Raw genomic sequence first — 11,613 nt, 5'->3', positions numbered from 1 at the left:
GGGTCCGGGGGCGGGTCCGGGGGCGCCGCTCATGTGAGGGAAGTGTCGCCCGACACCTTCAGCGACACCCAGACGCACTTGCCGGGACCGCGCCGGGGAGTCACCCCCCAGTCGTCGGCGAGCGCGGCGACGAGGGCGAGGCCTCTGCCGCACTCGTCGTCCAGGTCGGGTTCGGCGGCACGGGGCCGGGGCAGGTGGTCGCCGGCGTCCTCGACCTCCAGCCTGAGCAGCCCCTCGGCGCGGTGGAGGGTGACGGCGATCTGCCGTCCCGGGGGGCTGCCGTGGCGCAGGGCGTTGGTGACGAGCTCGGAGAGCAGCAGCGCGGCGACGGCGGCGGTGTCGCCGGTCAGCCCCGTACACCTCCGGAGGGCGTCCCGGGCGCGGGGGACGCTGCGGGGGTGGCGGGGGAGCCGGAAGGTCACGGAGCGGTCGTAGCGGGGGCGGGGTTCGCCGTCGAGGTCCATGGAAGGGACCTTCCCTTCGAGGGCCCGTTTTACTTTCCGTCCAACAAGGGTCACGGAGGGTGATGCGATGCGGTGACCTGTGCGGGTCCCTGTTGTCCTCAATCGCCGGACGGGCTTGACGCTGCCGCCCGGCGGGCAGCTCCCGCTCGGGACCCCTGCGGGTCACTGTCGTCCTCAAACGCCGGACGGGCTTCATATGCCCGCTGCGGGTCACCGTTGTCCTCAAACGCCGGACGGGCTTGGATTGCCCGCTGCGGGTTGTTGGGACACGCGCAGGCACCATCCAAGCCCGTCCGGCGATTGAGGACGACAGTGACCTGCGGAGGTCACAACCCGCAGGGGCCCACCGGGCGGCAGCATCAAGCCCGTCCGGCGATTGAGGACACCGTGGCCTCGGCGGCCACCACCCCGCGGCGCAGCCTTCAGTGGCCCTGGAGGCGGTCCATTTCTCGGCGTTCGCGCTTCGTGGGGCGCCCCGCCCCCCGGTCCCGCGCAGCGATCGGCGCCACGAACTCCTTCGGAGGCGGCGGCGGGCTGTTGTCCACGAAGCACTCCACCGCCACCGGCGCCCCCACCCGCTTGCGGACGATCCGGGACACGACCACCACCCGGTCCCGCCCCGCGTACCGCAGACGCACCTCGTCGCCGACCCGAACCGCGTGCGCCGGCTTGACCCGCTCCCCGTTCACGCGGACGTGCCCCGCCCGGCACGCCGCAGCCGCCTGGGAGCGGGTCTTGGTGAGCCGTACCGACCAGATCCAGGTGTCCGCCCGCGCGGAACCAGCGCCGGCGACACCGCCGGCGACACCGCCAACGGCACCGCCGACAGACGCCGTCCCGTCCGGTACCTCCGCCGAAGAAGCCATGCCTCCAGCCTAGCGAGACCCCACCCGCCCCCGGACCGCTCCGTACACCGCAACAAGTCCGCAACGCATCCGTGGCACCTCACCGCGCACTCGCGGCTACGATGCGCTCGATCTTCCATTTTCGCGGCCGGACCGATCCGTAGACGCACTTCCGGAAGCAGTGAACGCCATGCGCAGCAACTCCGGCAGAGGGCTCCAGCCCAATGTCCTCGGTACGTTCGACACCATCGTCATGGCGGTCGCGGGCAGCGCGCCCGCCTACTCGCTCGCCGCCACCACCGCCGTCCTCGTCGCCTCCGTCGGACTCGCCGCGCCCGCCGCGCTCCTCTACTGCGCAATACCCATGCTCGGCATCGTCCTCGCGTACGGCCGCCTCGGCCGGCTCGACGCGAACGCCGGCGCCGCGTACTCCTGGGTGGGCCGCACCCTCCACCCCGCGCTCGGCTTCCTCTCCGGCTGGGCGCTCGTCGTCTCCGCCACGATCTTCATGGTCGCCGGGTCGCTGCCCGCCGGCGCGATGACGCTGGCGCTCTTCGACACCGATCTCGCGAACGACACGGGCCTGGCGCTGCTGGTCGGCGGCGGCTGGTTCCTGATCATGCTGCTGGTGGTACTGGGCGGCGCCCGGCTCACCGTACGGGCGCAGCTCCTGCTGTCCGGCGTGGAGCTGGCCCTGCTGCTGATGTTCGTGCTGGCCGCCCTCGCCCACCACGGCGCCGCCGTCGCCTTCGACTGGTCCTGGCTGGGGTTCGGCCACTTCGACGGTACGTCGGGCTTCGCCTCGGGCGCCCTCGTCGCCGCCTTCTACTACTGGGGCTGGGACGTCACCAGCAACCTCAGCGAGGAGACCCGCAACAGCCGCAGGACCGCCGGGCTCGCCGCCCTCGTCGGCATGGGCATCGTCTTCCTCCTCTTCGAGGCGTTCACGATCGCCGTCAACGTCATCCTCACCGAGGACCAGATCATGGCGGGCAGCGCCAACGTCCTCGGCATCCTCGGCGAGGCCATCTGGCCGGGCGTCGGCGGCAAGCTGCTGATCGTGGCCGTGATGCTGTCCACCGTGGCGACGCTGGAGACCACCCTCATCCAGGTCACCCGCTCGCTGTTCGCGATGGGTCGCGACCGTACGATGCCGTCCGCGCTCGGCCGCGTCCACCGCACGTGGAACACCCCCTGGGTCGCCATCACGGCCGTCGGGGTCGTGGCGTTCGCGCTGCTCGCGGCGGCGAGCGCGCTGGGCTCGGTCACCGAGATCCTCTCCGACGCCGTCACCGCCATCTCCCTCCAGATCGCCGTCTACTACGGCCTGGCGGGCATCGCGGCCGTCGTCGCGTACCGCAAGGTGATGTTCCGCTCCCTCGGCGACTTCTTCTTCGGGGTGCTCTGGCCGCTGCTCGGCGCGCTGTTCATGTTCTGGATCTTCTTCGAGTCGCTGAGCGAGCTGACCAGGACCGCGATCACCATCGGGATCGGCGGACTGGCCGTCGGCCTGGCGCCGATGATCTGGTACTGGCGCAAGGGCAGTTCGTACTACCGCCCCGCGAAACTGGACGCCGCGCGGGTGCCGGACGGCCACCGCCACGAGCCGTACGCCGACTCCGCCGCCGGCCCGCCCGGCCGCCCCGACCGGTCCGACCGGGCCGGCGAGTCCCTGTCGACCGACTTCTGACGGGGACGGGGACCGCAGCCATGGCGGAACACCGTCACCGCGCCCCCGGCAAGGGCCGCGCGCCGGGGAAAGGCCGCACACCGGGGAAAGCGCGCGCGCCCGGGAAGCAGGGCGCGCCCGACTTCGACCCGGACTTCGGCGACCTGCCGCTCACCGAGGCGCGCCAGGACATCGTCATCGGCCGCTGGCAGGGGGTACGCGACCTCCTGCGCGCCACCGGCACCGACTGGCCGCGCCGCACGCACCGCCAGCGGATCCTGTCGCACGCGGCGGCGGGCAGTTCGGCCGTGGAGAACTGGCGGGCTGCGGAACCGGACAGCCCGGACGCGGCGGCGCTGTGGGCGGCGACCGAGGTGGTACGGGTCTTCGACCAGGCGATCGCCGCCGGGCGCGGCATCGGGATCGACCGGGCGCGGCTCGACGGCGCGGTCCTGACCTGCCTGGACGCGGCCGACGCCAGCCCCGCCGACCCGATGCCGTGGGTGTCGCTGCTGACGGTCGCCCGGCTGTACGAGGGCGGGATCACCCAGAGCGAGCTGCGGCGCTGGTGGGACGAGATGCGGCGGCGCGACCCGTACAACATGGAAGGGCATGTGCAGCTGCTGCGGTACTTCTCCGCGCGGTGGCACGGCACGCACGGCCGGATGTACGACTTCGCCCGCGACGCGGCGGGCGCGGCGCCGCCGGGGTCCTCGCTGTCGGTGCTGGTGCAGATCGCACGGGTGGAGGAGTTCCGGTACGTGGCGGAGGCGGCGCGGGGGCGGCGGCCCGTACGGGACTTCGGGCAGCACTGGCACCACGAGCTGGCGGTGACCGAGGTGCGCAGGACGTTCGAGCGCTGGATCGGCGGGCGGGCGGCGGGGCCTGTCGTACCGGAGGAGGTCGGGGAGCTGAACTACCTGACACACGCGGCGTGTTACGCGGGGCTGGACGACGAGGCGCGGGCGCTGTTCGAGCTGCTGGGCGCGCGGGCGGCGCGGGTGCCGTGGTCGTACACCGGGGACGCGGCGGAACAGTTCACGGCGTTCAGGGCGGCGCGGCTGGAGGGCTGAGGCAGGCGCCGACCGGGCTGACGTACGGCCGTCACATGGAGCACGTACGACCGGGGTGGCGCCGGTCCGAGTCGGCGCCACCCCGGGTCAGGCAGTTCGAGCAGGTCGAGCAGGTCGAGCAGGTCCGACGATTCAGGTCGGTCGGGGCAGGTCAGGCAGGTCAGACGCCGATGTCCCGGCCGTCCTTGCGCCACACCGCGACCACCGACGGACGGACGATCCTGCCGGGTCCGTCCGGCCACGCGCTCGCGGGCTTCTCGACGCTCGCGCCGTCGAGCTCCCCCGGGTGCTGGACGGCGACCAGGACGCGGCGGTCCTGGATGATCGGCCCGCACGTCTCCGCGCCGTTCGGCATGGTCAGGAACTGCTTGAGCTCACCGCGCCGTTCGCCCTGCGTCGCGACGCCGAACAGGCCGTCGTGCGTGCCGAGCGCGTTGCCGTCCGTCGAGATCCACAGGTTGCCGTGCGGGTCGAAGGCGACGTTGTCCGGGCAGGAGATCGGGCTGACCTTCTCCTTGGGGAAGCCCGCGAAGTACGTCGCCGGGTCCTTCGGGTCGCCCGCGACCAGGAAGAGGCGCCAGGCGAAGCCGTCGCCGGCCGGGTCGTCCCAGTTCTCGGCCAGTTCGAGGATCTGGCCGTGCTTGTTGGCGTTGCGGGGGTTGGCCTCGTCGGCGCCCGCCTTGCCGGCCTTGCCGCGGTCGGTGTTGTTCGTCAGCGCGATGTAGACGCGGCCGGTGCGCGGCGAGGGCTCGACGTCCTCGGGGCGGTCCATCTTGGTGGCGCCGACCTTGTCGCCCGCGAGGCGGGTGAAGACGTACACCTCTTCGGCGGTCATGCCGGGGACGTGCGAGACGTCGCCGGTGGCGAGCGGGATCCACACGCCGGAGCCGTCGAACTCGCCGTCGGCGGGGAGCTTGCCCGTACCGTCGAACTCCCCGGCCGGGGAGTCGCCGGTGAGCTTCGCGACGTACAGCGTGCCCTCGTCCAGCAGGGTCAGGTTGTACGCGTGGTCGGCGCGGCTGCCGCCCTTGCGCATGCGCTTGGAGGAGACGAACTTGTAGAAGTAGTCAAAGCGTTCGTCGTCGCCCATGTAGACGACGGGGCGGCCGTCGGCCGTCAGGCGCGGCTGCGCGGCCTCGTGCTTGAAGCGGCCGAGCGCGGTGCGCTTGCGGGGCGTGGACTCCGGGTCGTACGGGTCCAGCTCCACGACCCAGCCGAAGCGGTGGACCTCGTTGGGCTCCTGCTTGACGTCGAAGCGCTTGTCGAACAGCTCCCACTTGCGCTCGGTGGCGCCGGTGCCGATGCCGTAGCGGAGGTCGGTGGTGCTGGAGGCGTTGGCGAAGTACTGGTTGAAGTTCTCCTCGCCGTGGAGCGTGGTGCCCCAGGGGGTGGTGCCGCCCGCGCAGTTGTTGAGCGTGCCGAGGACCTTGGTGCCCGTACGGTCCGCGGAGGTACGGAGCAGCTCGCCGCCGGCGGCCGGTCCGGTGAGGCGGAACTCGCTGGTCGCGGTGAGGCGCCGGTTGAGCTGGTGGCGGGTGACGGCGGTGAGCTTGCCGCTCCCCCGGTCCTCCTCGACCACGACGACGGACAGGCCGTGCGCGGCCCAGGCGATCTCGACCTGCTCGCGGGTGGGCGCGGCGGCGTTGTAGCCCTTGAACATCAGGATCTCGTCGGTGTACTCGTGGTTGGCCACGAGGACCTGACGGCCGCGCTCGCTCTTGAGCGGGAGGAGGCTCAGGAAGTCGTTGTTGTAACCGAACTGGCCGGCCTGCGCCTTGGCCGTCTGCTTGTCCGGGTCGAAGGCGGGGGCACCGCGCAGGATGGGCTCGCCCCAGCGGATGACGACGTGCTGGCTGTACCCGGCGGGGACGGTGACCTGGTCGGCGAGGTTGGGCGCGACGGGGGTGAAGCGGAGGCCGCGGGCGCCGTCGGGGGTGTTGCCGTGTCCGCTGTCGCCGTGACCGTGACCGCCGGTGGCCGCGGCGGCGGAGGCCGGGGTGTCACCGGTGCCGACGGCGAGGGCGGTGCCGGTGGCGGCGGCGACGGTCACGATGCCGGCGGCGCGTACGAGGGAACGTCTCGACAGCGCACCGGCGATGACGTCGCCGAGGTACTCGTTGTCGGTCTTGTTCGGGACTTCGTGGAAGCAGGCGTCGCCGCAGCGGTACTTGCAGGTGAGGGCGGAACGCCCGCCCGGGTGTGACGATGAGCTGATCAGCGGCAGAAATTTGCGCACTTTACCCCTCCGATGGTGCGTGAACTCGCACGTGGTCGCGTCGCCGGGAAGGTCGCCGGGCAGGTCGCCGTGCCCCGGTCCTCGCCCTGACAATCCGACAAGGTGTCGGGATGTCCCGGCGGTGACGCTAGGTGCGGCGGCCACCACGGTGGCGGCCTGGGGGTAAAGGCCGGATGAACGCGGGGCGGACGGATGGTCATGACAGACCCATGGCTGTACCACGTGTTGACGGTGTTGATGGTGGGGTTGTCGTTGCCGGGAGGTACGTTGACGCTGACGCTGACCGCGCACATCTCCGGCCGCTGATCGCTCACCCGATCGGATGCCGGGCCCGACGCCCGGTACGACCCTGCCGAAGATCGCCGGGGACGGCCGCTAACCTTACGTATCCGCCCTGGCCAGGGATGCCGCTTTCCCGGGGGCGGGCACGCACCCAACTCATCTGAAAGGCCTCGCCCATGGGCATTCGGAGCTTGCTGCGCAAAGTGTTCGGACGCGACCGTGCGGAGGAGCGTCCCGAGTCGTCGGCAGCGTCCGTCCCGCCCCAGGCCGACCGTACGGAAGCGGTGTCGACGGCGGAGCCGGTGAGGGCGTCGGCGACGGCGTCGGCCTCGACGTCGACCTCGGCCTCGGCGACGGCATCGACCTCAGCGTCGTCCCCTTTGCCGAGCCAGGCGACGACGGTGCCCGCGCCCGCGCGAAAGACCCCGTCGCCGGAGGACGCGGCGGCGGAACTGGTGGCGGCGGCGTTCGACAACCCCCGCCCCCCGAAGCCGGACCCCACGGTCCCGCCCCAGGCCACCCGCCCCCAGGAGCCCCAGCCGACCCCGACACTCCCGACCCAGAAGTCGACGGGGCCGTCGGAGCCGACGGCGGGAACGGAGACGGAGGCGACGGCCCCGGTGTCGCCGGACAGCGACGACCACGCGGCCGAGACGGCCGTACCGACGCCCGAGGCCGACACCACGCCGGTCACGGTCGAGGCGGCGCCCGCCGAGAACACCGTCACGGCCGACACCACCACGACCGAACCGGTCGCGACCGACCCGATCGCCCTCGACAACGACGACACCGCGGCCGAGGCGGCCGTACCGACGCCCGAGGCCGGGGCTGCGGACGATTCGGCGGCCGTCACGGACGCCAACACCGACACCGAGCCGGTGTCCGCCCGCGAGCCCGTCGCGACGGAGACCACCACGGACACCACGCCGGTCGCGACGGACCCGATCGCGCTCGACAGCGACGACACCGACGCCGAGGCGGTCGTACCGACGCCCGAGGCCGACACCGCGCCGGTCGCGGTCGAGGCGGCGGCCGGCACCACCACGACCGAGCCGGTCGCGACCGAACCGGTCGCTCTGAACGACGACGACCTCGCCGCCGAGACCGAGACGGCGCCCGTGGCCGTAACAACCCCCGTGGCCGAGGCCGCTGACGAACCGGCGGCCGACGCGGACCCCGCCGTCGAGCCGGTCGCCGTGACCGAGCCCCTCGCGGTGGACACCACCCCGGTCGCGACCGAGCCGATCGCCCTGAACGACGACGACACCGCCGCCGAGGCCGTCGTACCGACGCCCGAGGCCGACACCGCCCCGGTCGAGCCGGTCACCACGACCGACACCACCCCCGTCGCCACCGAGCCCATCGCCCTGAACAACGACGACACCGCCGCCGAAACGTCCGCCCCTGCGGACATCGCCGATGTCACGGCCCCCGCGCCCGTCGCCCTCGCGGACACGACGGACACCGCGGACACCGCGGACACCGCCGGCACGGCAGGAACCCCGCCCGCCGGCCTCCTCGCCCACCGCTCCGCCGCCGCCCAGGCACTCCGTGCCCACGGGCTCGAAGGGGTCCGCGCCGTCGTCTATCTCGTTCTCGACCGGTCCGGGTCCATGCGGCCCTTCTACAAGGACGGCAGCGCCCAGCACCTCGGCGAGCAGGCCCTCGCCCTCGCCGCCCAGCTCGGCGGCGAGAACCCGACGGTCCACACCGTCTTCTTCTCCACCGACATCGACGGCACCGCCGACCTCTCCCTCTCCTCCTACGAGAACGTCGTCGACGAGACCCACGCGCGCCTCGGCCGCCTGGGCCGTACCAGCTACCACCGCGCCGTCGAAGAGGTCGTCGCGCACTACGAGAAGTCCGGCGCGACGGATCCCGCTCTCGTCGTCTTCCAGACCGACGGCGCCCCCGACGCCAAGCAGCCCGCCCGCCAGGCCCTCGTGGACGCCGCGGGCAAGCCCCTGCACTGGGCCTTCGTGGCCTTCGGGGAGCACGACTCCAAGGCGTTCGACTTCCTGCGGAAGCTGGGGCTCGACAACGTCGGGTTCACACACGCGGGCCCCACCCCCCGCGAGGTCCCCGACGCCGACCTCTACCGCGACCTCCTCACCGGCTGGAAGCCCGCGAAGCCGTAAGCGAGACCGCACACGGACGAACGAAACGCCGCCGGCCCCGCGTCCCCACGCGCGACCGGCGGCGGTCCGCTTTCGCGGTCCGTTTTTATGGATGTGAAGCCACCACCACCGGCCCTATACCATTTCGACCATGGCGGCCACTGGATCCGAAGAGCAGGGTGGGAAGGCGTATTACGTCACCACCCCCATTTACTACGTCAACGACGCTCCTCACCTGGGCCACGCCTACACGACCGTCGCAGGGGACGTGCTCACCCGCTGGCACCGCCAGCGCGGCGAGAAGGTGTGGTACCTCACCGGCACGGACGAGCACGGTCAGAAGATCATGCGCACCGCGGAAGCGAACGGCGTCACCCCGCAGGCCTGGTGCGACAAGCTCGTCGAGGAGTCCTGGAAGCCCCTCTGGGAGCACCTGAACATCGCGAACGACGACTTCATCCGTACGACGGAGAAGCGGCACACGGACCGGGTACGGGAGTTCGTGCAGGACCTGTACGACAAGGACGAGATCTACAAGGGCGGGTACGAAGGCCCGTACTGCGTGGGCTGCGAGGAGTACAAACTCCCCGGTGAGCTGATCGAGGACCCGGACGGCGTCAAGCTGTGCGCGATCCACAAGACACCGGTGGAGATCCTCAAGGAGGAGAACTACTTCTTCAAACTCAGCGCCTGGGGCCCCAAGCTCCTCGCGCACTACGAGGCCAACCCCGGCTTCATCCAGCCCGAGTCCGCCCGCAACGAGGTCGTGAACTTCGTCAAGCAGGGCCTCCAGGACCTCTCCATCTCCCGCTCGACCTTCGACTGGGGCGTCCCGGTGCCGTGGGACGAGAAGCACGTCATCTACGTGTGGATCGACGCGCTGCTCAACTACGCGACGGCCGTCGGCTACGGCGCCAACCAGGAGAAGTTCGACACCACCTTCCCCGCCGACGTGCACCTCGTCGGCAAGGACATCCTCCGCTTCCACGCGATCATCTGGCCCGCGATGCTGATGGCGCAGGGCCTGCCCGTACCGGGCAAGGTGGCCGCCAACGGCTGGCTGCTGGTCGGCGGCGAGAAGATGTCCAAGTCGAACCTGACCGGCATCAAGCCGCAGGACCTCACCTCGCACTTCGGCGTGGACGCCTACCGCTGGTACTTCCTGCGGGCCATCGCCTTCGGCCAGGACGGGTCGTTCTCCTGGGAGGACTTCAGCGCCCGCTACACCTCCGAGCTGGCCAACGACTACGGCAACCTCGCGTCGCGCGTCGCCGCGATGGTCGGCAAGTACTTCGGCGGCAAGCTGCCGGAGGCGACGGCGTCGGGCGACGCCGAGCAGGCCGTACGGGACGGGCTGGCGAAGGCCCTCGCCGAGGCGGACCGCAAGATCGGTGAGGAGCTGGACTTCGCGGGCGGGATCGCGGCGGTGTTCGACTTCGTCAAGCAGGTCAACGGCTATCTGACCGAGCAGGAGCCCTGGAAGGTCGCCAAGGACACGTCCGAGGCCGGCCAGGCCCGGCTGGCGACGATCCTGTACACGGCCGCCGAGGCCCTGCGCGGGGTCGCCGTCCTGCTCAACCCGGTCATGCCCGACACCTCGCAGAAGCTGTGGGACTCGCTCGGCGCCGCCGAGTCGCTGGGCGCGCTCGCGGACCAGCGGGTCCAGGAGACGGCGGACTGGGGCCGCCTCGCGGTCGGTACGACGGTGACGAAGGGCGCGGTGCTCTTCCCCCGCCTGGAGGAGAAGCCGGCGTAGGGCGCGGGCGCGCCACGGGTACGGCGCGTACGGAACGGTCGCGGGTACGAGGCCGCCGCGTGCGCCCGTACCCGCGGGGCGTACGGAACAGCCGCGTCGGGCCGCGCCCCTGCGGCGGCACGTCGGCGCCCCGCGCACCCCGTCGTACCCGGCCGGTACCTGGCGTACGTCCTCCTCACCGTGCCAGCGACGCCTTGTCCCCCATCACCACCACCGGCCGCTTCCCCGGGTCCAGCGTCCGCAGCAGTTCCTTCATCCGGGGGCGCGCCAGCGAGACGCAGCCCTGGGTCGGGCCGCCGTGGTCCACGTGGATCCAGATGCCGCCGCCCTTCTCCTCGCCCAGGGGGCGGCCCAGGTGGCGGGGGGTGTGGCCGGGGCGCCGGTTGTAGTTGATGGCGACGACGTAGTCGAACGACCCCTCCAGCGGCTCGTCCTCGAAGCCCGTACCGGAGATCGCGTAGTCGGAGGAGCGGTCGTACGGGAGTCTCGACCCCGGGTCGCGCAGCTCGCCGCCCGCGTCCGTGAGGCCGAACACCCCGATCGGCGAGCGCCGGTCGCCCGCGTCGTGGTCGTCGGTCCAGCCCCGCAGCCCGTTGTGGGCGGGCCACGGGCCCGACACGACCTGCCAGCCCGCCACCGGGTCCCGCTCGTAGACGAGGACGGTCGACCGGTTGGAGTCACGGGAGCGGCCGATGGCCACGACGGCCTGGTTGCTGTCCTCCGGGAGGGCCGCGCGGGTCTTCGGGCCGAGGCCGGGAATCTCCGCCGGTACGTCCGTACGGAGCACCTCGGCGCCCCGGTGCTCGGCGGCGGCCCGTTGGCCGGGCGGCCCGCCGACCGCCACGGCCTCCACCGGCCCCTTCCCGCGCGAGTCGGCGTCGCCCCGGTCGGAATCGGTCGCCGCGCACCCGGTGAGCAGCAGCGCGGCAACGAGGAACGCCGGGCAGGAACGACCACGAGCGGAACGGGAACGGGAACGGGTACGGGCACGCGTACACGACGCTGGGGACGGTCGTCTCATTTCGCCTTCCGGGGTCTGCGGAGAAGGAAAAAGGTGCATCGACCACCGGGATCGTCCGGCACTCTGGGTCACCATAGGCGACCGGAGAGTGCGCACCGCGCGTACACGAGGAGGGGCCAGGAACCGGTACCGGTTCCTGGCCCCTCCTCG

8 protein-coding genes are annotated in these 11,613 nt (G+C 72.0%); 4 read left to right on the top strand and 4 right to left on the bottom strand.

Annotation, left to right across the window (positions count from 1 at the left end; translation table 11 throughout):
• Positions 1-29 precede the first annotated feature (29 nt).
• A complete protein-coding gene (locus GT042_RS28170; protein WP_161311529.1) occupies positions 30-464 on the bottom strand; it encodes an ATP-binding protein in 435 nt (144 codons plus the stop codon).
• 422 nt (positions 465-886) lie between these two features.
• Positions 887-1,330: a S4 domain-containing protein gene (locus GT042_RS28165; RefSeq protein WP_161311528.1), complete on the bottom strand. Its 444-nt coding sequence runs from the start codon at positions 1,328-1,330 to the stop codon at positions 887-889.
• A gap of 169 nt (positions 1,331-1,499) precedes the next feature.
• On the opposite strand from GT042_RS28165, the gene GT042_RS28160 reads away from it, so the two are divergent.
• Positions 1,500-2,999, top strand: coding sequence for an APC family permease (locus GT042_RS28160; protein WP_161311527.1), 1,500 nt, complete (start codon positions 1,500-1,502; stop codon positions 2,997-2,999).
• A 20-nt stretch (positions 3,000-3,019) separates the two neighbouring features.
• Complete coding sequence (locus GT042_RS28155) at positions 3,020-4,051, top strand: hypothetical protein (RefSeq protein ID WP_237531291.1); 1,032 nt, start codon at positions 3,020-3,022, stop codon at positions 4,049-4,051.
• 160 nt (positions 4,052-4,211) lie between these two features.
• On the opposite strand, the gene GT042_RS28150 is transcribed toward GT042_RS28155, so the two are convergent.
• Positions 4,212-6,287 carry a PhoX family phosphatase gene (locus GT042_RS28150; protein ID WP_161311526.1) on the bottom strand — a complete coding sequence of 692 codons (2,076 nt, stop codon included), beginning with the start codon at positions 6,285-6,287 and terminating at the stop codon, positions 4,212-4,214.
• A 458-nt stretch (positions 6,288-6,745) separates the two neighbouring features.
• On the opposite strand from GT042_RS28150, the gene GT042_RS28145 reads away from it, so the two are divergent.
• Both GT042_RS28145 and metG read left to right on the top strand, forming a co-directional pair.
• Complete coding sequence (locus tag GT042_RS28145) at positions 6,746-8,707, top strand: VWA domain-containing protein (protein WP_161311525.1); 1,962 nt, start codon at positions 6,746-6,748, stop codon at positions 8,705-8,707.
• Between the two features lie 130 nt (positions 8,708-8,837).
• Positions 8,838-10,442, top strand: a complete 1,605-nt coding sequence (gene metG, locus GT042_RS28140; RefSeq protein WP_161311524.1) for a methionine--tRNA ligase — start codon at positions 8,838-8,840, stop codon at positions 10,440-10,442.
• Between the two features lie 175 nt (positions 10,443-10,617).
• Here metG and GT042_RS28135 read toward each other — a convergent pair whose 3' ends face one another.
• Positions 10,618-11,295, bottom strand: coding sequence for a L,D-transpeptidase family protein (locus GT042_RS28135; RefSeq protein ID WP_345943952.1), 678 nt, complete (start codon positions 11,293-11,295; stop codon positions 10,618-10,620).
• Positions 11,296-11,613: the final 318 nt, after the last annotated feature.

It is taken from the genome of Streptomyces sp. SID3212 (assembly GCF_009865405.1).
GTDB lineage: Bacteria > Actinomycetota > Actinomycetes > Streptomycetales > Streptomycetaceae > Streptomyces.
The sequence above is the reverse complement of the archived record's forward strand: the minus strand, read 5'-3'. Positions and strand labels throughout refer to the sequence as shown.

Excerpts from the sequence above, each read along its gene's own strand:
- GT042_RS28170 (WP_161311529.1), bottom strand. The coding sequence starts at position 464 with ATGGACCTCGACGGCGAACCCCGCCCCCGCTACGACCGCTCCGTGACC.
- GT042_RS28165 (WP_161311528.1), bottom strand. The coding sequence starts at position 1,330 with ATGGCTTCTTCGGCGGAGGTACCGGACGGGACGGCGTCTGTCGGCGGT.
- GT042_RS28160 (WP_161311527.1), top strand. The coding sequence starts at position 1,500 with ATGCGCAGCAACTCCGGCAGAGGGCTCCAGCCCAATGTCCTCGGTACG.
- GT042_RS28155 (WP_237531291.1), top strand. The coding sequence starts at position 3,020 with ATGGCGGAACACCGTCACCGCGCCCCCGGCAAGGGCCGCGCGCCGGGG.
- GT042_RS28145 (WP_161311525.1), top strand. The coding sequence starts at position 6,746 with ATGGGCATTCGGAGCTTGCTGCGCAAAGTGTTCGGACGCGACCGTGCG.
- metG (WP_161311524.1), top strand. The coding sequence starts at position 8,838 with ATGGCGGCCACTGGATCCGAAGAGCAGGGTGGGAAGGCGTATTACGTC.